The 23,760-nt window shown below is 51.4% G+C and carries 23 protein-coding genes; 6 read left to right on the forward strand and 17 right to left on the reverse strand.

Features of this window, described 5'->3' with window-relative positions; all coding sequences use genetic code 11:
• Positions 1 to 14 precede the first annotated feature (14 nt).
• From OGV50_RS20535 to dagR, 14 genes are all read right to left on the reverse strand, one after another.
• Positions 15 to 746, reverse strand: coding sequence for a fimbrial biogenesis chaperone (locus tag OGV50_RS20535; RefSeq protein ID WP_200093244.1), 732 nt, complete (start codon positions 744 to 746; stop codon positions 15 to 17).
• Positions 747 to 756: 10 nt separating this feature from the next.
• Complete coding sequence (locus OGV50_RS20540) at positions 757 to 1,842, reverse strand: fimbrial protein (protein ID WP_115614297.1); 1,086 nt, start codon at positions 1,840 to 1,842, stop codon at positions 757 to 759.
• Positions 1,843 to 1,856: 14 nt separating this feature from the next.
• On the reverse strand, positions 1,857 to 4,277 hold the full coding sequence (locus OGV50_RS20545) for a fimbria/pilus outer membrane usher protein (protein WP_286488730.1): 2,421 nt from the start codon (positions 4,275 to 4,277) through the stop codon (positions 1,857 to 1,859).
• A 94-nt stretch (positions 4,278 to 4,371) separates the two neighbouring features.
• Positions 4,372 to 4,623 (reverse strand): fimbrial biogenesis chaperone, encoded by a 252-nt coding sequence (locus OGV50_RS20550; RefSeq protein ID WP_286488742.1) that lies wholly within the window; start codon positions 4,621 to 4,623, stop codon positions 4,372 to 4,374.
• A 9-nt stretch (positions 4,624 to 4,632) separates the two neighbouring features.
• A complete protein-coding gene (locus OGV50_RS20555) occupies positions 4,633 to 5,118 on the reverse strand; it encodes a fimbria/pilus periplasmic chaperone (RefSeq protein ID WP_286488731.1) in 486 nt (161 codons plus the stop codon).
• A 52-nt stretch (positions 5,119 to 5,170) separates the two neighbouring features.
• Entirely contained in the window at positions 5,171 to 5,728 is a 558-nt protein-coding gene (locus tag OGV50_RS20560; protein WP_112001393.1) for a fimbrial protein, read from the reverse strand.
• Positions 5,729 to 6,629: 901 nt separating this feature from the next.
• A complete protein-coding gene (gene nlpA / locus OGV50_RS20565; RefSeq protein ID WP_200093239.1) occupies positions 6,630 to 7,448 on the reverse strand; it encodes a lipoprotein NlpA in 819 nt (272 codons plus the stop codon).
• A gap of 160 nt (positions 7,449 to 7,608) precedes the next feature.
• A complete protein-coding gene (dagF, locus tag OGV50_RS20570; protein ID WP_049008076.1) occupies positions 7,609 to 8,352 on the reverse strand; it encodes a 2-dehydro-3-deoxy-phosphogluconate aldolase in 744 nt (247 codons plus the stop codon).
• Positions 8,339 to 9,448, reverse strand: coding sequence for a D-glucosaminate-6-phosphate ammonia lyase (gene dgaE, locus OGV50_RS20575; protein ID WP_112001391.1), 1,110 nt, complete (start codon positions 9,446 to 9,448; stop codon positions 8,339 to 8,341). The genes dagF and dgaE overlap by 14 nt, the downstream gene beginning before the upstream one ends.
• A gap of 3 nt (positions 9,449 to 9,451) precedes the next feature.
• Positions 9,452 to 10,312, reverse strand: a complete 861-nt coding sequence (locus tag OGV50_RS20580) for a PTS system mannose/fructose/sorbose family transporter subunit IID (RefSeq protein ID WP_200093237.1) — start codon at positions 10,310 to 10,312, stop codon at positions 9,452 to 9,454.
• On the reverse strand, positions 10,309 to 11,058 hold the full coding sequence (locus tag OGV50_RS20585; protein WP_012135807.1) for a PTS mannose/fructose/sorbose/N-acetylgalactosamine transporter subunit IIC: 750 nt from the start codon (positions 11,056 to 11,058) through the stop codon (positions 10,309 to 10,311). Before OGV50_RS20585 ends, OGV50_RS20580 begins: the two co-directional genes overlap by 4 nt.
• Positions 11,059 to 11,081: 23 nt before the next feature.
• Positions 11,082 to 11,567, reverse strand: a complete 486-nt coding sequence (locus tag OGV50_RS20590) for a PTS sugar transporter subunit IIB (protein ID WP_042323421.1) — start codon at positions 11,565 to 11,567, stop codon at positions 11,082 to 11,084.
• Positions 11,568 to 11,578: 11 nt separating this feature from the next.
• Positions 11,579 to 12,004 carry a PTS sugar transporter subunit IIA gene (locus tag OGV50_RS20595; protein WP_024131069.1) on the reverse strand — a complete coding sequence of 142 codons (426 nt, stop codon included), beginning with the start codon at positions 12,002 to 12,004 and terminating at the stop codon, positions 11,579 to 11,581.
• 247 nt (positions 12,005 to 12,251) lie between these two features.
• Positions 12,252 to 15,050: a transcriptional regulator DagR gene (gene dagR, locus OGV50_RS20600; protein WP_115608686.1), complete on the reverse strand. Its 2,799-nt coding sequence runs from the start codon at positions 15,048 to 15,050 to the stop codon at positions 12,252 to 12,254.
• A 188-nt stretch (positions 15,051 to 15,238) separates the two neighbouring features.
• On the opposite strand from dagR, the gene OGV50_RS20605 reads away from it, so the two are divergent.
• Entirely contained in the window at positions 15,239 to 15,532 is a 294-nt protein-coding gene (locus OGV50_RS20605; RefSeq protein WP_024131070.1) for a YicS family protein, read from the forward strand.
• A gap of 39 nt (positions 15,533 to 15,571) precedes the next feature.
• Here OGV50_RS20605 and nepI read toward each other — a convergent pair whose 3' ends face one another.
• From nepI to OGV50_RS20620, 3 genes are all read right to left on the reverse strand, one after another.
• A complete protein-coding gene (nepI, locus tag OGV50_RS20610; protein ID WP_200093234.1) occupies positions 15,572 to 16,765 on the reverse strand; it encodes a purine ribonucleoside efflux pump NepI in 1,194 nt (397 codons plus the stop codon).
• A gap of 151 nt (positions 16,766 to 16,916) precedes the next feature.
• Positions 16,917 to 17,369, reverse strand: a complete 453-nt coding sequence (locus OGV50_RS20615) for a DUF1198 domain-containing protein (protein ID WP_012135814.1) — start codon at positions 17,367 to 17,369, stop codon at positions 16,917 to 16,919.
• A gap of 11 nt (positions 17,370 to 17,380) precedes the next feature.
• Positions 17,381 to 18,136, reverse strand: coding sequence for an IclR family transcriptional regulator (locus tag OGV50_RS20620; RefSeq protein WP_200093232.1), 756 nt, complete (start codon positions 18,134 to 18,136; stop codon positions 17,381 to 17,383).
• 243 nt (positions 18,137 to 18,379) lie between these two features.
• Here OGV50_RS20620 and OGV50_RS20625 point away from each other — a divergent pair, with 243 nt between their 5' ends.
• The 5 genes from OGV50_RS20625 to OGV50_RS20645 all read left to right on the forward strand — a co-directional run bounded on the left by OGV50_RS20625 (position 18,380) and on the right by OGV50_RS20645 (position 23,750).
• Complete coding sequence (locus OGV50_RS20625) at positions 18,380 to 19,279, forward strand: dihydrodipicolinate synthase family protein (protein ID WP_200093230.1); 900 nt, start codon at positions 18,380 to 18,382, stop codon at positions 19,277 to 19,279.
• Between the two features lie 21 nt (positions 19,280 to 19,300).
• On the forward strand, positions 19,301 to 20,818 hold the full coding sequence (locus OGV50_RS20630) for a UxaA family hydrolase (protein ID WP_024130069.1): 1,518 nt from the start codon (positions 19,301 to 19,303) through the stop codon (positions 20,816 to 20,818).
• Positions 20,819 to 20,881: 63 nt separating this feature from the next.
• The gene (locus tag OGV50_RS20635) at positions 20,882 to 22,192 is read left to right on the forward strand and encodes an MFS transporter (protein WP_012000761.1); all 1,311 of its coding nucleotides are present in this window, start codon (positions 20,882 to 20,884) and stop codon (positions 22,190 to 22,192) included.
• 54 nt (positions 22,193 to 22,246) lie between these two features.
• Positions 22,247 to 23,149: a 2-dehydro-3-deoxygalactonokinase gene (locus tag OGV50_RS20640; protein ID WP_049008034.1), complete on the forward strand. Its 903-nt coding sequence runs from the start codon at positions 22,247 to 22,249 to the stop codon at positions 23,147 to 23,149.
• On the forward strand, positions 23,136 to 23,750 hold the full coding sequence (locus OGV50_RS20645; RefSeq protein ID WP_071259142.1) for a 2-dehydro-3-deoxy-6-phosphogalactonate aldolase: 615 nt from the start codon (positions 23,136 to 23,138) through the stop codon (positions 23,748 to 23,750). The genes OGV50_RS20640 and OGV50_RS20645 overlap by 14 nt, the downstream gene beginning before the upstream one ends.
• Positions 23,751 to 23,760: the final 10 nt, after the last annotated feature.

A 23,760-nucleotide genomic window follows, 5' to 3' on the forward strand; every position in this document is an offset into this window, starting at 1 on the left:
CGTTATCCTTCGCATTAGTAGTTATAGGTATTGACCACGCCATAATCATCAATCCATGAGAGTGTTTTGACTGTGCCCTCCCCTTTTGTGTTTTTGGGTAAAACAACCGTTTTAGTTGACAATGGTGCCCAAAGACCATCATCAGGTAATTGCTTTATTTCTGTACCGTCATTCAACGTAAGATCCATTAATGTTACGTACAAAGGTGAGTTATTATTTACTAACAGGCAGCGTTTTCCTCCACAATCAGATAAAGAGATGTGTAATTCTTTTATACTTTCCTCAAGGGTGATTGCTGCCAGTGCAGTGGGCCGCCAGAATAACTTCACCCGAGTACGAAAAGCGACCTGTAGCGCGCCCTTCTCCGCTTTACCATCAGCCACAGGAGGGACTTCCAGCGTGTTCAGCCAGAATAAAGATTCTCTGTCAGCAGGTAATGTATGCTGGTCGCCAGTAAACTGTACCCGCACCGCCCGGGATGTTTTTCCTTCAAGCCGAAAAATCGGAGGTAAAATGATAAACGGTGTTTTAATCTCCTCGGGACGATCAAAAATATTGTCTTTTTCAGTCCACAACTGCAATAAAACGGGTTTCAGCCCTTCATTGTAAATAGTAAATGATGTTTCGCGCGCCTTTTCATTAATTATCACTCGCGTGTAATTAATATACGTTGCCGACATAGCCGATGACGGCAATAAAAGTAAAATCAGGAAGTGGTTCAGAACATATTTTAGCCGTTTCGCCATGCCCCCTCCTCTATTTATAGACAAGGGTGAATGTCACTGCACCTCTGACATCGCCAGAAGAGACATTTGCCGCAGTCTGATATAAACCGGCACGCAGTGGCACGGTATAATTCGCATTGTCCTGAGCCGGATCATAATCCGTCAGGAGATATGCCGTATTAAACGACAGAGGGATATTCTGATCATCCAACAACTGGATACCCACGCCGCTCGCCGTTGAGGTGCTCGCCAGCGCAAAAACACCGTTGGCGTTATCAATAATGGCCGTGGTCGGCGTAAACAAATAGCTGATGCTCGATAACCCTGCCGGGCATTTTGTAAAGTTCAGATTAAAATCAGTACGCGCGGCGGTATAACCTATGCCACTAAAATCAGTTCGGCTAACAGCCGGTAAATTAACCGTGACATCCGACGTCGTACAGGTTCCCCCGGTGGTGGATATGATCAGCCCTCCCGCCAGAAAATCAGCGATCATATAGGTGCCGCTGCCAACAGACGTACTGCCCCCGTATGTCTGGTAGTGTCGCATATACATCGGGTCAAAGACGGAAGTGCTGCCTGCGGTTAACGATGTCGAGGTTTTTACAAAACGGATTTGGACATCCACGCCGAGATTCCATGAACTTCCATCGCCTGTCACCGTAAATAACTGCGAAGGCGTCTGCTGCCCTCCGGTCGCAATGGTAAGAGGATACCAGTCGCTGGTTTGCCCTTTTACCGTATAGCGCCAGCGAGCGATATACCCCAACCCGGTTTTTACCGTCGTGTTATAGACAGTATACGTTTGCCCATCGACCTGGGTAGTTCCCCAAACGGTGTAGGGGGGATACCCCTGTACCGCCATCGGGATGGCGTAGCTTTGATAATTAGTACGATGAGAGCAAGTCCATGCCGTCGGGTTGTAAGAGGTCGCCCAGGTACCTAATAAATCACCGACGGCAGCATCTTTACCCACCTGTACGGTCGTAGAGTCAAAGTACTGGTAGTAGCCATTGGTACGCTCACAGTTCACCCACGTCCCGTCCGCTCGCGCCACGCCGCACATCGCCGCCAGTGCCAGAAAAGAGAGGGCAACGCCCGTTACGATAGTTTTCATCTTTCACTCCTTAATTACTGGCATACCGCATCAGCCCGACGTAAGTCGGCGACATCTGCGCTTTTCTGCTCTGATAAGCGGTAACTGAACTGGCACTCCTGACCCGATCCACTTCCCCATTTCACGCGCAATTTGCCCGCCAGATTCTTAACGCGCGCAAAACTTTGCCCACCCTGGGCGATGTAACCGACAGTATTGCCGCTCTCATCGACCACATCGGCGCCAAAAGGCAGCACATCACCGGCATGGCGGAGAGTGAAAAGCACGGAATACCCTGTATCCGTGGCGTATTTCATCAACACCACGGCGCCTGCGGTAGGGACGCTGTTCTGGCTGGTGACGTCCAGGGAGATATCATTCGATAGCCCCCGAGGGTCGAGCTCAATCGTGTTCTGGCGATAGGGTGAGAGGTAAGGCACTGCGGCATTACCATTGCGGTTAAGGCTAAGGCTGCTGTTGTTTGCCACCTTTGCGCCTCCCGCATGTTCCGCTTCAATGACCGCCATGGTGTCCCCCATGATCGGCGTCAGCACAACGCCATTTTGCCAGGCGACAACACCGCCAGAGAGGTTCATGCCGTATTGCTGGTAGCCCTGGCCTGCTGAGAAACTGCCGCCCATGCTGGTCCACGGCGAAGTCCAGTTACCACTGACGCCACCCGTGGTTTTATTGCTGCTATGGTCGTAGTCATCCTGATTGACGAACGCGCCCCAGTTATACTGACGGTTCTCCCCGGAGGTGCCGGCGATTGAGTTTTGCAGCCCCCGATGTCCGCTTTCCTGAACATAGGTGGTACTGAGATAAGCCGAGCGCGCGCTGTTCCCTAACGGCAGGGAAATCCCTATCGCGATTTTGTTATCCCATTTGTCTTTCACTAAATCGCGGGTACGGCTGGCGTTGAGGTTAAAATTGAACCACTTGAACGCATTGGTGTAACCCAACTGATACTCGGTATCACGCCCGCTTTTGTTCCAGTAATCCTGAGTGCTGGCACTGAGATTAATGCTCCCAAGCGTCTCGGAAATAGTTTGCGTTGCGCTGAGTTGCAGACGATTCTTGCGGTTAATGCTGCTGGAATAAGCCCCTTTATTTGTCCGCTCTAAATCACGCATCAACATCGCATCGTCAATATCGTAATAACCGGAGCTGGAATAGCGATAGCTCGCCAGGGTGATATTGGTATCAACGACGGGCAGAATCCTGGCAAATGAAAAGCGGATGCTCTGGCCTTCACGTTTACTGTTATCCGCAAGCGTCGTTCGCGCATGCGTTATGTCAGCAGAAAGCGCGCCAATGAGCGTATTGAGCGCGACGCCACCTGCGACCGATTGATAATCCTCCCCGCCCATCGCACCGGTGTAAGTGGTCAGTAAGTTAGTAAAACCATGACGGAATGTCCCCATAGCAATCTGTGGTTTCTCATTCACGGAGGTATTCCGATAGCGCCCCGCCATCAGCGAATAGCGACTGGTTCCCGGGCGGAGCAGTTCAGCGATGGAAGCATAGGTCACGGTAAAACTGTGCTCACTCCCATCGGCCTCTTTAATCGTTACCAGCAGATCGCCGCCGGTGCCATTGGGGTACAGGTCATCAATACGGAACGCGCCAGGCGGAACCGTCGTTTGATAGATACGCGCGCCGCGCTGACTCACGCTGACGAGTGCGTTGGTGTTTGCAACACCGGTAATAACTGGCGCATAGCCTCGCTGGGAATCCTCATACATACGATCGTCAGAAGTCAGCATTACGCCCCGAAAACCAACGCTGTCGAAGACCTGGCCATCCGTGGTGGAATCACCCATCACCAGTTTGCTGCGCAGCGGAATAATGCCGCGCTCAAGATAAGTGCTGGTTGAGTCATAATGCCAACCCTGATCGTTGTTCCAGTTGAAAATACCGCGATAGCGTAAGCGCCAGGCATCCCAATTGAGCCCTCCCATCAGGCTCAGATACTGAGATGACATAGAGTCCGTTCCAGACATCTCTGCATGCCATGCGTTGTAATCATATTGCAACGTCGCAGCAGGAATACCGTTATCCCATAATTCAGGATTAACATAGCCGCGAACCTGGCGAAGCAGCCATATCTGAGGCGCCTGCACATTGATGCGCTGTGTCGTCACATCGTAATAAGCTGTTAAATCAGAAGATATATCACTAATACGCACACAACTTTCATTATTCTTTAACGACTGGCGCAGCATTGGATCAATTTTATCAATATCGATTCCCAGCGTTGATATCAGCTTCAGCGTAAAACACGGTTTGGCTACCACGGCATTGCTTTTATCATTTTCGAACTTAACTTCACCACGCCCTCGCCATTTGTCGTTCACATACAGATCGACATTATATTGTCCCTGCGGAACCGGGTTTCCCTGAGAATAGTTGCTAACATCAATCGCTGAGCGTAAAAAATCACTATTAAATTGCACTTCATCATTTTCAGCGAAGGCAACCTGAACAGAAATAAAAGATAAAACAACGAATTGAGCAATGCGGGTTAATCTCAGAGGACAAGAAATAACGTTATGGGCTACTTTGTAATTTTTGCTCATTTGTTGTTTCTCCACCATAATCATTTATTACACTGTAAAAAACTGAAGCACCGCTCAATTGCGTCGATTTTTTATTAGCGAGCGGAAATACTATTTCGTTTTTTGGCTTCACCATACGCTGGGGGAAGTTTTCTACAGCAGCTAATACAGCTGACCCTGTTGTTCGACGAATCTCAACCTTGCTGAAAGTGATGTAATAGGGAGAGTCGTTTACTACTTTTATGTTGTTCCCTTATTGGAATATTTTTAATTCTTTATAAGACTGTAATGGTGTTGGTTGCAGATTATCCGGGCGGTAGAATAATTTTATTCGGGTACGAAATGCCAGTTGCATATGTGTTTTGCCCGACGTTGAATCCTGTGCTTTTGGCGGAATTTCCAGCATGTTGAACCAAAACAAGGACTCCCTGTCCTGCGGCAATGACGGGTTCGTCGCCATGATTCGCACAGCTTGCCCTTTCTCCGGATCAATACGAACAACGGGAGGAGCAATGAGGAACGGAACCGTGATCTCCCCAGGCTTTGCATTTGGGTTACCATCATCCATCCATATTTGTAAAAGATAAGGATTATTCCCCCGGTTTTTTAACTGTACCGTTGATTCCTTGTCTTTTGCATTAAATACAATGCGTGTTCCGTTAATCACAACGTCAGCCATAGCGTTCAGTGAGAACGCCGAAAATAACAATACCAGCCCGGAAGATAATATCTTTAACATCTCATCACCTCATAATCAGGAGTAAAGGACGCCGCCTTTACTCCTGTCTTTATTACTCGTAAACCATGGTGTAATCGACCTGAGTCGTTACAGAACCCGCAGTAGATGCGCCAGTAGCATAATATTGCGCAAAGTAATTCAGCGTACCGTTTCCAGAAGAGATATCGACAGGGATATCATTCTGGCCATTCGCTACTGAAGCCCCTGCAACAATGGCGTTACGATCGGCATTTAATAATTGAACCTGCACGTTAGTCGCTGCATCTGCCGCTGCTGAATCAATGTTCAGACGACCGGTTGTGCTATCAACATAAGCGCCAGGTTCGAAGTAGGTGCTGGCGGTATTTAAAGATGTTCCTGAGCAGTTACTCAGCGAGATAGTGAACGGCGTAGCACCTGCCGTTGCGCCTGCTGCGCCGAGCGTAGTAGACGAAACGGTTGGCAGCGTTACCGTTGCATCATTACTGCCACCGTCGACAGAAATAGTACAAGTTGTATCAGTAATTTGTCCGTTAATTGTAATAGTTCCATCCACCGCAAATGCTGAAGCAGTAAATGCGGAAGTGATAACCATTGCTAACGCGGATAACGCATAATTATATTTACGCATAATAAATTCCCCTGGTGTTGTTGATATAAATGAACGACGTATTGAATGTGTTATTAAGGCAAAACAAACCTCACCCCATTATCAAAAATGAGTACTGAATAACACCTTCCGGTTCCATTGACATAATATACGCAAAACTTTCATCCGCAATATTAGGATTTTTCAACCAAAAGAAATCAAATCCAAATGCTTACAGGAAAATAAAGTACCGCATAATATCTGCGCTATTCACCATGCAAAATATATCGATAACCAGGTTTTTATAAGACAGTATCAGTTAAAAAAAGATAAAATTTTATAAATCAAATAAATTGATCCAGATCACTGCACAACCCAAAACAGTCGAAATTTAAACATATAAAAAACACAATAAAAACCAAATATCAAACAAACAAAAACAAAGCGATTACATTTATTGCTGCATTATTAGCCAGAAAACACCACTTTTAGAATTACGAGAATAATCCTGACAATACGACTAAAGTATTTTATATAATTTATTAATAATTAATGAGTTATTACAAACAAATCATTTTTTTAATTTTTTACAAGAATAATCCTATTTAGATTCTAAACGTAACTATTGTTAAGCTAAGGTTACAATACATACCATTTCCAGGAATTTTACCGGAACGATCTTTTCTTTTAATCACCTACTATTTCTCAGTATAAAAATCTAAAGATTGCTTACCACAACCTTACAAAAAAGGACAATCCACTATTAGAATCGGCTTTTTTGAGCACAAAAAAGGATGGAAGGGGAAAGTTTGTTGAAAACTCCGAACGGGGAAAAAAGAAGAGAAATTTCGCTATTGTCGTTAAGCGGGAAATACCATGCTGCATGTTATCGCCAGAAAAGAGTCTCTGGCGATAAAGTTCATTTAACTTAAAGCGTTACCGATCACCACCCCGGCACCGCGCCACCGTTAAAGATAGTCTCTGCGGCTTTCGCAACTTCCGGCGACTGATAAGACTGTAAAAACGCTTTCACATTTTCAGCATCTTTGTTGTCTTCCCGCGCCACCAGTATGTTCACATACGGCGAGTTTTTATCTTCGATAAAGACGCTGTCATGCACCGGAGAAAGTCCGGTTTGCTGGATGTAGGTGGTGCTAATGATCGCCACATCCACTTTCGCATCGTCCAGTACGCGCGGCAGCTGCGCGCCTTCCAGTTCCATAATATTCAGATGACGTGGGTTGTCAGTGATATCCAGCGCCGTTGGTAACAGACCTTTCCCCTCTTTCAGGGTAATCAACTTCTCTTTTTGCAGCAGCAGGAGCGCACGCCCGAGGTTAGCCGGATCGTTAGGAATGGCGATCGTCGCCCCGTCTTTCAGTTGATCAACCGTTTTAATTTTTTTCGAGTAGCCCGCCATCGGGAAAACAAAGGTGTTGCCTACCGCTACCAGCGTGTAGTTATGGGCTTTGTTATCTTGTTCGAGGAACGGTCGATGCTGGAACACGTTGGCGTCCAGTTCGCCGTGATTGGTCGCATCGTTAGGCAGCAATGAACCGCTGAATCCTACCAGTTCCACATCAAGACCGTACTTCTCTTTGGCAACTTTCTTCGCGACTTCCGCCACATCCTGCTCGGCGCCGTTAATCACGCCGACTTTGATGTGTTTCGCGTCGCTGCTTTGCTGATCGCACCCCGCCAGCAATATGCCCGCCAACAGTACCGCCGCCCCTGCCCGTAAATGAGATATCGTCAATTTCACGTTTTTATCCTTATTAAATAACCATCTGATGGGTAATGAAATGACTATAGCGGGAAGGCCGCTGCGGTTTAAAAAACGAAAAGGCATCAGCAAGAAGAAAAAGGCATATACAAAAAGCCCGGTGGCGCGAACGCTTGCCGGGCCTACGTAAACTACGCCATCAAACCAGCGCTTTCACGATCTCCATTAACCTGACGATATCGTCAGGCCGGGTGTTTCCGGTTTGCGGATCGATAATCGAGCTGTAAACATGCGGCATCACGCGCGGCACGCCCGCCTCCAGACAGGTTTGCAAAATAACGCCGAAATTTTCCAGGGAAATGCCGCCGGTCGGTTCGATCAGCGTCATCCCGTTGCGGGCTGCGCTGGTTGCCAGCACATACAGCTCCGGTAACGACGTCTCGCCGCCCATCGGAAAAAACTTCGCCGCCTGCGCCCCCATATCCTGCATCATGCGTACCGCTGCATCGCAGGAAACGCGGGCCGGCGTCCCCTGGCTGCTGCGAACGCCAGTGGAGATAAGCACCTCGCCCGGCGTGCCTGTCGGGCTGACCAGCGCGTTGATATGCGTTTTTTCGCCGCCCGTTGCCGCCAGCGCGCCAGCGGCAAAACCACATCCGGTAAAGGTCTGGTTGACGTGCGCCGGGTGTACCTTTGCAGCAATCATCGCCGCCTTATAGTATTGCGCCGGATCGCCCGCTCCCAGCCCCACGGAGATGCACGGCACCTCTGCCATCCAGCGTTTTACCTCCTGAACACCGTCCTCCACTGAGGCAAACTGTGCGGAGAGGACGCCGATCGCCGCATGGCCTTCGGCAGCATCATAGATTTCCCTGGCATTGGCGATATCTTTCGCCAGTACGTTAATCGCCACACGATTACGATAAAAATTAATCTGCTGCATGGTCGGCAATCTCCTTCAGTCGCGCCACGATTAACGCCATTTCCCCTTCTGCGACCGTTCGCGGGTCGAGGCTGAAAACGCCCTGGTGGAGGTTATAGCGACGGGCATAAATGGCGATATCGCCGCCGCGCAGCTGAGCTTCGACTTCGCGGGCATCCCGCCCCAGTTCACGGGCATTCACCCGAATACGAATACGCCAGATCGCGCGCCCGGCCTCATCCTGCTCGATATCCGCACTCAACCCACGAATCGCTGAAATGGCGTCGGCTACCGGCTGAAGCTGTTCGGCGGTGACTATCGTCTGCCCCTGGTGATAATTCTCCAGCGCATATACCAGCCCGACCATATTCTCCTTACCGATCTTCATCGCTCTGGCGATGCCGTGATGCTGCGCTTTGCAGGCGGCGATCCACGTTCTCTTGCCGGTGATAAATCCAGAGGTTGGCGCATTGAAGGCTTTCGCGCCGCTGTAGACAACCATATCCGCGCCGCTCGCCACCCAGACGTGCAAATCCTCCTCGGCAGCGGCATCAACAATTAACGGCAGGTTGTGGATCTGCGCCACCTGGACGAAGTCCTCAATGCCCAACATCCCCTTTTGCACGCAGTGATGTGATTTCACATACAGCAGGGCGGCGGTGTCATCGGTAATCGCACTCTCCAGTTGCCAGCGCGCGGCCAGGTTGCTCGACCCCACTTCCACTACGCGCCCGCCACCCAGACGGATCGCGCTGGTGATCGGCGCGCCGTAATCCACATTATGCCCACGCAGCATCACCACTTCATTGGCCATACCGGAACTGTCCGGCATCTGCGTGACCCGGGCCCGATCGCCACGGGTAATAGCGGCGGCAACGGCAATCGCAATTCCCGCCGAGGCGCATGAGGTGACATAACTGTCTTCCGCGCCGGTATAGCGGGAGACCCGCTCACCGGTTTTTTCCACCAGCTTGTCGATCTCGACAAAAGCGGAGGCCGCACGCGCCGTGGCGTGCATCACCTCCGGCGCGACGCTGGAGACGCCAAGAATCGTCATCTTGCCGCAGGCGTTAATCACCTGCTTTAGCCCCAGCTGTTGATAGATATTCTGTGTCATGGCTTACAACACTCCCAGCAGCGAGCAGACCACGCTAAGCGCCACAATCGACAGCAGAATGGTGGTATAACGCGGCCCTTTCTTCACCAGAAAGATGTAGATGGCAAATACTGCCGCCAGCGGCAGCAGGCCAGGCGCAATCGAATCGAGGATCTGCTGAACCACCACTTCAGAACCTTTCAGGGCGCTGATTTTCAGCGGGGTAGTGATCTTGACGTAGCTCGCCGACAGCGCCCCCATCATGATCAGCCCCAGCACGTTAGCGCCGTAGATCAGTTCCTTGATTCGCCCCCCTTGCAACAGCCCGACGATGGAATCACGCCCCAGCGTATAGCCTTTGTGAATCAGGCCGTAGCTGATCGCCAGCGTAATGGCCGGATAGAGAATCAGCGGCGCAATACCCCCGAATGCGCTGCCATTGGCGGCGAACGGAATAAAAATCGCAATCAACAGCGGCATCACCGCCGCCCAGACGATGGAATCGCCCATCCCGGCCAGCGGCCCCATCAGGCCGGTTTTAATCCCGGTGATGGAGGCGTCGCTGATCGGTTCGCCACGTGTTTTCTGCTCTTCCATAGCGATGGCGATGCCCTGGATCACCGCGCCAAAGGTCTGTTCTGAGTTAAAGAAGTTCAGATGGCGCTTCAGCGCTTCCACCTGTTCCTCTTTTTGCGGGTAGAGTTTTTTGATGATCGGCGTCATCGAGGCGCAGAAAATCAGACTCTGTAAACGTTCATAGGAGTTGGAAACCTCCGCGCCCAGCCAGTAGATAAACCACGCCCTGGTGATGTCCGCTTTGGTCAGCGCTCCGGTTTCCCGCGCACGCTCAACCAGTTCATGTTGCATTACGTCGCTGCTCATCATGCTGCTCCTTCATTTTTCGCCAGACCTTTAATCAGGAAGGCCACACAGGTGCCGAAGATTGCCATCGCCATGATGTCGACCTTGAGGTACAGCACCGCGAAGAATCCACCGATAAACCACGGCAGCAGACTCTTTTTGCCGATCACCATAATGGTGATGGCGAAGCCCAGCGCCGGGAGGATCCCGCCCATGATTTCAAAGGAGTGGGTCAGCCAGTGCGGCATCAGCTTGAGGAAGCTTTCTACTACGTTCTGGCCGAAATAGTTGGCGGCGAACACCACCGGGAAACGCAGCGCCAGACCGAGTAACGCCGGGTAAAGGAAAGCGCAGCGCATAATGCCCGCCATGTTTGCCGTTTCCGCGTGTTTGTCGGCCATATGTACCCAGGCGGCGTTCAGCGTACGGCGTAGCTGGTCGAGGAATACGCCGATCACGCCAAACGGAATCGCCAGCGCAATCGCCAGGTTGGGGTCCATTCCGGCTTTAACCGCAATGGGGATCGAGATACAGGCCGCCAGCGCCGGATCTGACGGCACGTTGCCGCCCGGCGTCGAGGTCACGCCCAGATAGACGAGCTGCATACCCGCCCCGATGATCATCGCCGTCTGCATGTTCCCGAGCAGCAGCCCCACAAAGACCGCGACAACTACCGGCTGAAGCAGCATGGCGGAGAAGGTGTAGCCAAGGCGTAATCGGGCAAACCAGTAATACAACCCCATCAGGCTTGCAAAGACTAAAGTATCCATAGTGTTATCCCATTATCAGAGGGTTAGAATTTTTTCAGGATATCGTCCAGCGACTGTGGTTTATCTTCCGGGATAGTCTGGAAGAACACCTGAATCCCACGACTTTTCAGGTCGTTAAGAATGCCAACGTCTTTTTCATCGAGCGTAATGTTCTGGAAAACCGCTTTGCGGTTTGGCCCGCCGCCTAAGCCCCCAACCTGAATGGTGGTGACATCAAATCCCTGCTGCACGGCCTGTTGAATGGCCGCCAGAGACGGGAACAACACCAGCACATTGCCGTCACCGAGTTGGTTTTCTTTCCACGATGCCGCAAAGCTCTGGTTGCTGTAGCAATCCACTTTGATGTTTGGCGGCGCGGCCATCAGATAGATATTTTTCATAAACGGATCGGCGTCCAGTTCGTCACTGACCACGGCAATCCGGTTCGCCTGGGATTGTCCGACCCACTTCGTCACGACCTGCCCATGAATCAGACGGCTGTCGATGCGACATAACACGATGTTTGCCATAATGATTTTCCTTATTGTGATTGTTGTAATTGACGAACATGGGCGACGACATCCAGACAACTGCTGCGCCCGGCTTCCACCAGACCGCTCACGCAGGCGGTAAGCGGGCCGTGTTCGCGCCGGTCCAGCGCCTCCAGCAGCAGCGAGGCGTTCAGCCCGGAAACCACCGCCACCGGATAATCCGCACTCAGTCGTGCCGCCACGTTGGAGGTCGTGCCGCCAACAAAATCGGTCAGAATAAGTGAGCCTTCCGGCATGGTTTTCACCACGGCTTCGACACGTTGATAAAACTCACCCAGCGTATCCACGGGCATGAGCGCAATTTCTGTTACGCCTTTAATTTCCCCCATCACCATGCGAAGGCTATTGCAGAGCTGTTGTCCCCAGCCGCCATGCGTCAGCAGCAGGATCTGGGGCAAGGATTCAGTGGTAGTCAAAATGGCCTCCTGGCTCGATTACATGAGACTGGCAATGCCCGATAGCGTCACCGCCGTAGGCCGGATAAGGCGTTTACGCCGCCATCCGGCACACATTGCCCGGTGGCGTTACGCTTACCGGGCCTACGAATAGCAAACGCCATCCGGCAAAACTCATCAGAGTAAGAGCAAAGGCTGTGCCAGGATTAGTGTCACGCGAGAGGAGAAGAGAGGTCTGGCGAGGCGCAGCGCCACGCCAGATAAGGGATCAGCTATAGAGTAATTCGTAGATATAAAAATATTCCGCGTCCGATAAACGGATGGCATAAGCCTCTTCAATCGGCAGGAAAGCCGATTTGATGACACTAAACGCGCGGGCATCCAGATCCGGTTTGTTTTCCAGCGCCATCTGTAACGGTTTTCGGTTAATCACGATACGCTCGACCATGCAGCAGCAGTGGATCAGGAAGCGCAGTGTCACCTGGCGGCTTGGTTTCAGCGAAAGCGCGGTGGTCAGATGGTTAAGCACCCCTTCCATTTCTTTCAGAATGCGCTGCGGGTTAAGCACTGAAATATGGTTGATAATGCTCTCCATCGTCAGCGCGCTGATAAAGCGCATTGCGCTGCGTTCCATTTCCAGGCGGCGTTCAGCGCTGGTGAGGTCCGGCGTTAACAGGCTCAACACCAGTTCCGGCCCCTGCTCAGAGAACAATTCCTCCAGCGAAATGAATGGAATATCCGGCAGCCCCGGCTGGAAGGTGCCAACAATACCCGCCAGTCGTTCACTGGCATGCAGCGACTGCTGGACGCGCTCCAGGCTGCGAACATCGTTGTAATCGAGGATCACCATCCGCGTGTCCTGCGACATCAGCTCGCCAAAACTCTCCTCCAGCACCTTTTTGATTTTTTCCGCCGTGCCCATGCCGGTAATACAGGAGATAACCAGCACTTTGCCGCCGTTTTCCTGCTGTGGCGTACAAAGCTGGCAGGGGATGCTTTTACCCTGCATTAACGCCGCCAGTTGCGGCAAGTCGCTGGTTTCATAGCTTAAATCCAGCCCCACCTCCAGCAGGCTGGTCAGGGTTATATTTGGCATCAGCAGAACGTCAATCTGGAATAATTTGCTGATCGTACTGCCAAAATGTACCAGCGAGCCGATGTCCACCATCAGGATCAGCCGCTGATAACGTCGGGTCTGAATCATCTGGGTCAGGGTTTCCAGCGTGTCATGCACCGACTGCTCAAACGGCATATCGATAGCACTGAACAACTCGCGCTCCAGCACCCGATTCACATACTGCGCCATGCTTGTGGCCGTTGTTGCGCCGTGAGCAATCAGGATCACCCCGCAGTCCGGGCTGGCGTCGATACGCTGACGATAATGACGACACTCTTTGAGGAACAGACACAGCCAGACCACTTCCGTCGCCGGACACTGAATATGCAGCAATTCATTGATTTTTCGGCACAACAATGTGGCGTTGTCGTACTCATCTTTGCAACGATCGAGGATCAGGCTGGAAGAATAAAGCTGCGGGATCAGGCCGCGCTGAACGTAGCCAATCAGCGCCAGAAAATGTTTACGCAGCGGATTTACCAGGTTCTCCGGCAGCGTAAACGTAAGCACCTGCTCCACGCAGCCAATAAGCAGCGTCACGCGTTCCTCAATCTGGTCGCCATAACGCGGCGGATGCGCAATATTGTCGCGACTGTAGAGGCCATATTCAAAAATCGAGCTGAGCTTATTTTTCAGGATCGCCAGCGTTTCCGCCGGAGGCACGTTACTGTTGCGCAGATTGACGTATTCGCGGGTCAGGAAGCTGTAAAAGAGATCGCTCTCTTCAATCTCGGCGCCCGTCGCCAGCGACGTTTTCAAGGCGGGCAACGTGCGCGCGTCAACGTTCAAGCGCTCTTTGCCATCAAACAGCGTGTCCACCAGCAGACGTTGCTCCGGCGTGGCGTTAAACGGCATTTCCGCCAGCCGTTTATCCAGTTGCAGCGTATCGTTATGCTCCGTCATCCCCGACGCCCATGCCTGAGCGCAGAGGAACTGGATATCACTCTTGAGCTGGCCGATGTTACCTTCCAGCGGCTTATTCAGCAGCCAGAGCAGCAGCGTCTTGTCGATACTCACCGTGCGCTCAATTTTGCGACTTTCACGTTGCAAAAAGCCGACAATCAGCTCCACCTGTTCTTCGATTGAACGCTGGCGAATGCCCGGCAGATCGATACAGACCTGAATACGCCGCTGGAAAGTACGCAACAACGCCGAACTTACCGGTTCTGTCGTCGCGCAAATCAGGCGTACCGATATCGAACGCGCCTTGCTGCTTGCCCCCAGCGGACGGTATTCACCTTTATCGAGAATGGAGAACAGCTTTTCCTGCCCTTCATATGGCAGACGGTGTACCTCATCCAGCAACAGATAGCCGCCGTCCGCCTGCTCCACCAGGCCTGGTTTATTCTCGCTCGCTCCGGTAAACGCTCCCTGTCGATGACCAAACAGGTGCGAAGAGAGCAGTTCCGGGTTATGGGCATATTCCGCACAGTTAAAATAGACCAGCGGCGGCAGGGAGCCAGCGGCGTGCTCGCAGGCAAAGCGGTGCATCAGTTCAGCAAAGAAGGTTTTGCCAACGCCGGAAGGTCCGGTCAGCAACACATGCAACCCGTGGGGGTAAAGCACTGCGGCGCGGCCTTTTTCTACTGCATCGCGCAGGCTGCGATCGTAGCCAATCAGACCGGTAAAGGGATCGTCGATTGTGTGCCCTTCCTGACGCGGCAACAGATCGGCAATCGTACGTACTTCACGTTCGGCGTCATCCAGCTTACGCCCCAGCAGCGTTTCCAGCGCCTGACGGTGCAGGAAAAACACCGGGCGGCCCCGGCTTTTGATCGCCAGACCATCATTGCAGAGTTGATTGAGATCTTTACTGACCGAGTTGCGCGCCAGCCCGAGGTTAAAGCCAATGGCTTCCGCCGTAAATGCCGTCTCCTGCGCCAGATCGGCAAGATTCAGCCCGCGCGTCAGCCGTTCGAGTTCCCCCAGTATTACCTCAATCCGTCTCATCTCTTTACCGCTTAAGAAATAAATGATTGTTCAGAACATACACTATTCTGCTGCGCAAGAAAGTGAGAGAGAGGGGAGAATCCGCCTACAACTTACAGACGAGACGGTTTTGCGAAGTAATGCGGACCGCTGAGAGAGTCGTGTTCTGTCTATACTTATGCTTAAACTTTAAATACTGGATGATGACGATGAAACAAACCGCTCTGCTGCTCTTTACCGCCCTTCTCGCGCTGCCAGGCATTGCGTTGGCTAACTCGCCTTATAGCTCGCTTCAGACCGCTAACGAAAAAAGCACCGTCCTGAAAGAGCTACGCAAAATGTGTACGCCGCAGGCATCGCTGTCGGATGAGGCATGGGAAAAGATGATCATGTCGAATGAGAGTAATCAACAGCACATCCGCGAGGCCATCGTGGCGATAGAAAGGAACAACCAGAATAACTACTGGGAAGCGCTCGGCAAAGTCGAATGCCCGGATATGTAAAACATCATGGGTGACCGAATCATCACCCCTTTTGATGTATTATCGCGTCGTTTGTATGCGAACTTTTACCGTCACCAGCAGCGCCGTCAGCAACATCAGGCTGCCGGAGAGCGCCAGCGGCGACAGCAGACCAAGGTTATCAAGCGCATAGCCGCCAACAGCCGCACCGCAGGTATTGGCAAGCTGGATCACCGCAACCTGAACGGACCCGGCTTTTTCCGCCTGATCGGCAAGCGTACGGGTGATCCACGTTGACCACCCTACCGGCACCAGCGCAAACGACAGCCCCCAGACAATCGCGATCCCTGCCGCCACCACTTTTTCGCTTCCCCACAACGTCAGCACCAGCGCGCTGACGGCCAGAACCAACGGCGCGCCTGCCAGCGCCAGTTTGACCGAGCGTTTAAGAATAAAAGAGGAGAGCGACGTTCCCACAAAACTGGCGATGCCAAAGCTCAGCAGCACCAGCGTCAGGCCATCGACATCAAAGCCCGCCAGATTCATATACACCGGGCGGATGTAGGTAAAGAACGCGAACTGTCCGGCAAAGGACATAAAGATGGCGATCATCCCCGCCATTACGCCGGGACGTTGCAACAGACTGAAGATATTTTGCTTTTGGTGAGACGGTTCGCCAGGCAGCGAAGGTAACGATTTCACTACCCAAATAACACACAGTACGCCCATCACCGCCGCCGCGTTAAAAACATGACGCCAGCCAATAATCCCACCTAAAAAACTGCCCAGCGGCGCGGCGATCACCAGCGCGATGGAGACCGCGCCAAAAATAACCGACAACGCTTTAGGCACGGTACGCGGCGGTACCAGACGCATCGTCAACGAAGCCGACATCGCCCAGAATCCCCCCAACGCCAGCCCCAGGCAGGCACGCCCGGCCAACAGCAGCGTGAAGGAAGTTGCAAACGATACCAGCAGACAGGAAAGCGTTAATAAAACGGCAAACAGGATCACCACATAGCGACGATCGGTCGCCTGAATAATTTGGGTGATAAACAGGCTGGCAAACATGGCGACAAACGCCGTTACCGTTACCGACTGCCCGGCGACGCCTTCAGAGATTCCGAGGTCCTGCGCCATCGGCGTCAGCAGGCTGACGGGCAAAAACTCAACGGTGATCAGGCAGGCAACACAGAACGCCACAGCGAAAACAGCCGACCAGTTTGGCCGGATAATCGTCTCAGTATGGGATTGTTCTTCGATTCTTGCACTCATTTCGTTACCTGCGTCTTTCTCTGCCAGAAAGCCGTGCAGTGTAACATCTAAAGTGTGACGTATTTAACGTTTTAGCAACTATATTAATAGCCGGATGGCGCTGACGCTTATCCGGCCTACAGATTCATCGTGCCTGCGGGAATGGACGACCTCAATGCAACCAGTGCACGCCATCTTCAGGTTGAAAAAGGGCGTTGTAGCGTATCTGGAAGGCGTTAATCTCTTGCATATCCGGTTCTATTTCGCGCAGAAACCCCAGCGCCAGGCGTACCTGCGCGTCAGTAATTGGCGCGGCCAGACGCGTTTTTTGCAGCTGACGATACCACTGTTGCAGGTTCTGATCGCTGCCATCCACAATCACGATCTGCCAGATCAGCAATATCTGGGCGGCATTTTGCAGATGTGATTCATCAGGACGATGCAGGTACTGTAAAAACGCCTCTCCAGGCGCTTTACCCATCTGGTCGATCATTGACTCCACCGGCACCACGCTGATGCCCAGACGCTCGCTTAACCGACGAATCGCACGCCGGGCCCCCGAGGTGAGCACCCTGAAGCCAACAATAAACACCACGACCAGCGTGGCCAGCATGATCCAAATCATAACCTGCCCTGTTAAACCAACTTTGCAGAAAGCGCCTGACAGGCTTCACGAACCCACTGAGAATATTGTGGAATGCACTCTTTTGGCATTTGCAATTCAACACCGCTGATACTGATCGCAGCAATCACCTCATGATTACGATTAAACACCGGCGCAGCGATACAATAAATACCTGGGGAATCTTCCGCGTTATCAAAGACCCATCCTTGCTCACGGATTCTGGCAAACTCCTTTAGCAAGGCTTTCTTACTGGTGATGGTGGTCTCAGTGTATTGCGGTAACTGCTCATCCGGCAAAAGTTCGTCCATTTTTTCCTGCGGTAACCAGGCACAAAGCGCTTTCCCCACGCCGGAACTGTGCATCGGCAGCTTTTTACCGACCCAGGTACGAATACCGATTGGCTGAGTGTTCTCAAGCTTCATCAGGTAAATGGGCGCGACTTCATCCAGGATACCCAGATGGCAGGTCAGATCGGTTTGCTCACGCAATTTCTCCAGAACAGGCAGAGCAACGTTGCGGATATCAAATTGCTCCAGCGAACGATTACCCCATTCGTACAATTTCAGGCCCAGGAAAAAGCGCCCCTTTTCCAGACGCAAAAGGTGATGTTCGACCAATGCGTTTAACAATGATGACGTGCTGCTTTTAGGTAATGCTAAATCTTGTTGGATCTGGCTGAACGTCGCCCCTGGTGTATTGAAGAGGTAATTACAGATTTTTACCGTCTTATCCAGTGCGGGAACAGAGGTCGTAATATCCTGGCTCATACGAAATTAATCTTTTCTATTCATAGACTCCTCTCAGTATACCGCAATCACTTTCCTCAGGAATGCGGCTTTTTTGCGCATAGAGGAAGCACAGGCAATTCCTGAAATGTTAACCGCCTAAATCAGATCGCTATCACAATTGTTCATTTGTTCTGCAAAAATCATTGACGAATGATTTGGATATTTGCTGTACTAATTTCAATATACAGAACATTAGTTCCATATACTGAACAAGAGGTAGCAATGTCGAACGTATTTAAAGGTATCTTTCCGCCAGTCCCAACCATTGTTGACAATCATGGCGAATTAGATCGCGCTGGAATGGCCACCATGATTGACCATGTCATTAACAACAGGGCTGACGGAATGCTGATTCTGGGCAGCGGCGGTGAGTTTTCACATTTTTCCACTGAGCAGAGAAAACAGATCGCCGAATTCAGTCTGCAATATGTTGCAGGAAGAGTACCGGTGTTAATTGGTATTGCCTGCGCCAGCACCGCAGAAACCATCCAGTTAGGTGAACACGCACAAAACGCAGGCGCTACGGGCGTACTGGTGGTGAATCCTTACTATGCGAAACTCAGTGATGACGCGCGTTTCACGCATTACAAACGCATTGCCGAAGCACTCAGTATACCTGTCTTTTTGTATAACTTCCCTGAGTTAACTGGCCAGGATATCGGTCTGGACGTGATCACCCGACTCGCCCGTGAAGTGCCTAATATTGTAGGAATTAAAGACACCATTGATAACATCAGCCACACCCGGGAAATTATTAATCGCGTCCACCCATTCCGCCCGGAGTTTATTGTCTTTAGCGGTTATGACGAATATTTGCTTAATACGCTATTGTTGGGCGGTCACGGTGGAATCCCTGCAACATTTAACTTTGCCCCACACATTACCAGAGGCATATATCAGGCATTTATTCGTGAAGACCTCACTACGGCTAAAGCACTACAGCAGCAACTGGCAACGCTTTCTCCTCTGTATGCATTAGAACAGCCTTTTTTTGGCGTCATCAAGACAGCTATCAAATTAACTGGAGTGGATATTTCAACTGCCGTAGTTCCACCAGCCTTACCACTCAATGAGGAAAAAACAGCCCTTGTTCGAAATATTCTGGCCCGTATTACTCTGTAAATCAGCATGAGAGCAATGATAATGAACATCAACCCTGTACTAAAACTCAATCCAAAAGATGATGTGGTTATCGCAAGACAGTGTGTTCCCGCTGGCACCTGGCTTGAAGAAGAACAAATTACAGTTATCAGCGACATTCCCGCAGGACATAAAATTGCCCTACGCTCACTAAACATCGGAGAGGCAGTGAAACGGTATGGGCAGATTATCGGTTTCGCTACCCAACCTATTCAAGCCGGCGAGCATATACATATGCACAACCTGGGCATGGGCGATTTTGAGCGTGATTACGCCTGGGGCGTGGATCGGCATTCCCCCACACCCGCCGAACATCAGGATATATTTCAGGGAATTCGTCGCGCTGACGGGCGTGCCGCCACGCGTAACTATATTGGCATTTTAAGTTCGGTTAACTGTAGCGCGACGGTCGTCAGAGCGATTGAGGATCATTTTCGTCTACACGGTCTGGCCGATTACCCAAATGTCGATGGCGTGGTGTCGCTTCCACAAAGTTTTGGTTGCGCGATTGGCTCTAAAAGTGAGTCCATGGCGGTCATGCGGCGCACGATGGCAGGTTACGCCACACACGCCAACTTTGCTGGCGTCATTATTATTGGGCTGGGTTGTGAGTCCAGCCAAATCAAAGACATGATGAATGCCCATGGGTTGGAAGATGGTCCAATGATGCACAGCTATACTATCCAGGACGTTGGCGGAACACGGCATGCCATTCAGAAAGGGATTGATCTGGTAAATCAAATGCTTCCCCTCGCGAACCGGGTCATCCGCGAACCCATTCCCGCCTCGGAAATTATTCTGGCGCTGGAATGCGGTGGCTCTGACAGCTATTCCGGTATTTCCGCCAATCCAGCGCTCGGCTATGCGGTGGATAAGCTGGTACAGCAGGGTGGCACGGCCATTCTGTCTGAAACATCAGAAATTTATGGCGCAGAACATTTATTGACCCGCCGCGCTGTCTCGCGCGAGGTTGGCGAAAAACTGATTGCGCGGATTCACTGGTGGGAAGACTACTGTCGTCGCAGCGGAAGCGAAATGAATAACAACCCTTCAGCAGGTAATAAGGTTGGCGGACTTACCACGATTCTGGAGAAATCCCTCGGCGGTATTGCCAAAGCCGGAACCACTAATCTGACAGAGGTTTATGAATACGCAGAACCAGTTACAGCAAAAGGGTTCGTCTTTATGGATACCCCCGGCTATGACCCTATTGCCGTTACCGGGCAAATCGCAGGCGGCGCGAATCTGCTTTGCTTCACCACTGGCCGGGGTTCGGCATTTGGATCCAAACCAACGCCCAGCCTGAAACTGGCTACCAACAACGCGCTCTGGCTGCGCCAACAGGAAGATATGGACATTAACTGCGGCACCATTGTCGAAGGTGAAGAGACGATCGCAGAAGTCGGTGAACGTATTTATCAAATGATCCTTGATATGGCATCCGGCAAAAAAACAAAAAGTGAAGAATTTGGCTATGGTAGTCAGGAATTTGTCCCCTGGACAATTGGCTCCATAATGTAACGCTCCACAATATAACAATACCTCGTACCGCCATGCTCACTATGAGCATGGCAAGGAGTTCCTATGTCTATTGTTAACGTAAATACTGAAGAAGAAAAATTAAAGGCTACAACAGTAAGATGGCGAATATTTATTATTATGCTTTTGTTGGGTGCGATTAATTATATTGATCGCACATCGCTTTCTATTGCCATGCCCTATATTACCGATGAATTTGGCATTACTGATACCCGGGTTGTCGGTGTTATCCATAGCGCTTTCTTCTGGGCTTATGCGCTGATGCAAATTCCCAGCGGCGTGATTGCAGATAAGTTCAAAGCCAGAAATATTATCGCACTGGCTACCATCTTATGGGGAGCATTCCAGGCCGTTGCCGCCTTATGTCACTCCATTTTCACGCTTTCGCTTTCCCGTCTTGGTCTGGGCGTCACAGAATCCCCTATCATGCCCGCAGGCGCAAAATTAATGGGAACATGGTTAACGCCAACTGAGCGTGGGCGCGGCTCAATGTTGCTCGATGGCGGCGCGCCATTAGGAACCGCGCTGGGTGCGGTCATCATCGCCGGGTTGATTGCCTTTTTCGACTCGTGGCGTATGGCGTTTGTTGTCGCGGGGGTTGGCACGATGCTCGTCGGTTTACTGGCATGGTGGTATATCCGTACTTACCCGTCAGAACACCCACGTATTAACCAGGCGGAACTGGACCATATCACCGCGGCAAACGGCCCAGCCACCAACAGTAAAAAATACCGTCTCGCTGATATCAAACCTTACCTCAAGCAGCGCAATGTGCTTGCGTTGATCGGCGGATGGGTATGCTACAGCTTTGTGTTCTATGGCCTGATGACCTGGCTGCCGCTCTATTTCCAGGCCACTTATGGCTTTGATATTAAGTCGATGGGTGGCGCGATGGCGCTGATCTTCCTGCTGTGCTTTATTGGTCAGCTCACAGGCGGTTACATCATGGATAAATGGCGCAGTAAAGGCGCAAAAACCAGCCGCGTTATGCATACCATGTTGGCAATTTCCGCCACTACCGCAGGGGTAGGGATTTTTCTGTGCGCCCAAAGTTCAACACCAGCCATTGCGATTACGTTGCTGACAATCGCGCTCTTCCCGTTACGTTGGGCCAGTGTCTACTGGTCAATACCGGGTCTGCTGGGAGCACAATCGGTAGCAGGGACTATCTGTGGCACCATGAACTTTACCAGTAACCTGTTCGCTGCCATTTTGCCTATTTTTATCGGCTTCCTGGTGCAATCTACCGGTAATTACTATGCCGCGATGATGTTCTTTGCGCTGGCCGCAGTGGGTTACCTCATCTGCTCGCTGCTCATTAACTTCGATAAAAAAATGGATATTGCTGAAAAGTAATTACCCGTCTCCGGCCCGCTCGCGGGCCATTTTTTATGGCATCAGGAACGAAGTATGTTCAATTCAGAGAACTTTATTGCCGTCGACTGGGGCTCCAGCAACCTACGCCTATGGGTTTACCAGAAGGGGAGCTGTGTCTGGCGTCACGCCAGTCATGATGGGGTGATCAATCACCATGCAGGGCAGTTCAAAGATATTTGGCTGACATTGCTCGAACAGTGCCCACACACTCTGGCAGATAATACGACGGTTATCATGAGCGGCATGATTGGCAGCAATATTGGCTGGGTAGACAGTCACTATTTACTCTGTCCGGTCTCCCTGCAAACACTGTCGCAGCATCTCACTCAAGTTCATGACGCGGGCCATCTCCCTGTATTCATCATTCCTGGTTTGCAGTTAGCGGGATCTGAAACCTGTAACGTGATGCGCGGTGAAGAAACACAGCTTCTTGGCGCGTTATCAGAAAATAGCTGGTATGCCTTCCCTGGCACCCACAGTAAATGGGTACGCATGGAGAACGATACGGTCCGTGATTTTCAAACCATCATGACCGGCGAATTTTTCCACCTGCTGACCCGACACTCCATCGTGGGAAAACACGCAACGGTACAACAGCACAATGTCGATGCTTTTTTAGCGGGCGCAAAACGTGGTCAACATGAAAACTGCCTTTCTCGCGGCGTCTTTGATCTCAGAGCACGAACACTAAGTCATATCCTTCCTCAGGACGCGCTTTTTGATGCCTTATCCGGTCTGCTGATCGGCCATGAAATCGCACAAATGCTGCAACATTACGCAATCCCTGCACACGAAGAAATTGTACTGGTCGGCAGCGACGAGCTGCTCGTCCGCTACCAGACCGTATTCCAGCTTTTTGGCCAGCGCTGTCGCCTCCTCAACGGTGAAACAGCATTCATTAACGGCATCAGGAGTGTTTTACATGAACATCCGTAATCCTTTGGTCGCAATACTACGAGGTATAACGCCCGATGAAGTTCTGGCGCATATTGATGTACTCGCAACAGCAGGTTTTACCACCGTAGAAATTCCGCTGAATTCCCCCGACTGGCAAACCAGTATCGCCATAGCCGTTGCACACTATGGTCAGACGATACATATCGGCGCAGGAACCGTGACCGCCGTTAGCGAAGTTAACCTGTTATCCGCATTCAAGTGCTCGTTTATTTTGACGCCGAATACCGACCCGTCAGTTATTGACGCGGCACGAGATGCCGGAATGACGACCTGTATCGGCTGTCATACCGCCAGCGAAGCGTTTGTCGCGATCCATCACGGCGCCAGCGCATTAAAAATTTTCCCGGCAGGCGAACTGGGGCCAGGATACATCCGCGCATTAAAAGCCGTTCTACCGACGCATATTCCACTCTATGCCGTCGGTGGCATCCGTCCCGACAATCTGGCTGACTATCTGAATGCAGGATGCATTGGCGCAGGATTAGGCAGCGATCTGTACCGCGCCGGACAAACCGTAAACCAGACGGCAAGAAATGCCCAGGCCTTTATCGAGGCGTGGAACGCCTGTAAGCAGCAATAAAAAAGCCCGG

The organism is Citrobacter sp. CK180 (assembly GCF_030333655.1).
Taxonomy (GTDB): Bacteria; Pseudomonadota; Gammaproteobacteria; order Enterobacterales; family Enterobacteriaceae; genus Citrobacter_B; species Citrobacter_B koseri.

Coding starts and splice junctions, on each gene's coding strand:
- OGV50_RS20645 (WP_071259142.1), top strand. CDS start 23,136: ATGAACATCCGTAATCCTTTGGTCGCAATACTACGAGGTATAACGCCC.
- OGV50_RS20630 (WP_024130069.1), top strand. CDS start 19,301: ATGAACATCAACCCTGTACTAAAACTCAATCCAAAAGATGATGTGGTT.
- OGV50_RS20640 (WP_049008034.1), top strand. CDS start 22,247: ATGTTCAATTCAGAGAACTTTATTGCCGTCGACTGGGGCTCCAGCAAC.
- nepI (WP_200093234.1), bottom strand. CDS start 16,765: ATGAGTGCAAGAATCGAAGAACAATCCCATACTGAGACGATTATCCGG.
- dagF (WP_049008076.1), bottom strand. CDS start 8,352: ATGCAGCAGATTAATTTTTATCGTAATCGTGTGGCGATTAACGTACTG.
- OGV50_RS20635 (WP_012000761.1), top strand. CDS start 20,882: ATGTCTATTGTTAACGTAAATACTGAAGAAGAAAAATTAAAGGCTACA.
- OGV50_RS20560 (WP_112001393.1), bottom strand. CDS start 5,728: ATGCGTAAATATAATTATGCGTTATCCGCGTTAGCAATGGTTATCACT.
- OGV50_RS20590 (WP_042323421.1), bottom strand. CDS start 11,567: ATGGCAAACATCGTGTTATGTCGCATCGACAGCCGTCTGATTCATGGG.
- OGV50_RS20540 (WP_115614297.1), bottom strand. CDS start 1,842: ATGAAAACTATCGTAACGGGCGTTGCCCTCTCTTTTCTGGCACTGGCG.
- OGV50_RS20555 (WP_286488731.1), bottom strand. CDS start 5,118: ATGTTAAAGATATTATCTTCCGGGCTGGTATTGTTATTTTCGGCGTTC.
- OGV50_RS20585 (WP_012135807.1), bottom strand. CDS start 11,058: ATGGATACTTTAGTCTTTGCAAGCCTGATGGGGTTGTATTACTGGTTT.
- OGV50_RS20605 (WP_024131070.1), top strand. CDS start 15,239: ATGAAACAAACCGCTCTGCTGCTCTTTACCGCCCTTCTCGCGCTGCCA.
- OGV50_RS20620 (WP_200093232.1), bottom strand. CDS start 18,136: ATGAGCCAGGATATTACGACCTCTGTTCCCGCACTGGATAAGACGGTA.
- dgaE (WP_112001391.1), bottom strand. CDS start 9,448: ATGACACAGAATATCTATCAACAGCTGGGGCTAAAGCAGGTGATTAAC.
- OGV50_RS20580 (WP_200093237.1), bottom strand. CDS start 10,312: ATGATGAGCAGCGACGTAATGCAACATGAACTGGTTGAGCGTGCGCGG.
- OGV50_RS20615 (WP_012135814.1), bottom strand. CDS start 17,369: ATGATTTGGATCATGCTGGCCACGCTGGTCGTGGTGTTTATTGTTGGC.
- OGV50_RS20625 (WP_200093230.1), top strand. CDS start 18,380: ATGTCGAACGTATTTAAAGGTATCTTTCCGCCAGTCCCAACCATTGTT.
- OGV50_RS20535 (WP_200093244.1), bottom strand. CDS start 746: ATGGCGAAACGGCTAAAATATGTTCTGAACCACTTCCTGATTTTACTT.
- dagR (WP_115608686.1), bottom strand. CDS start 15,050: ATGAGACGGATTGAGGTAATACTGGGGGAACTCGAACGGCTGACGCGC.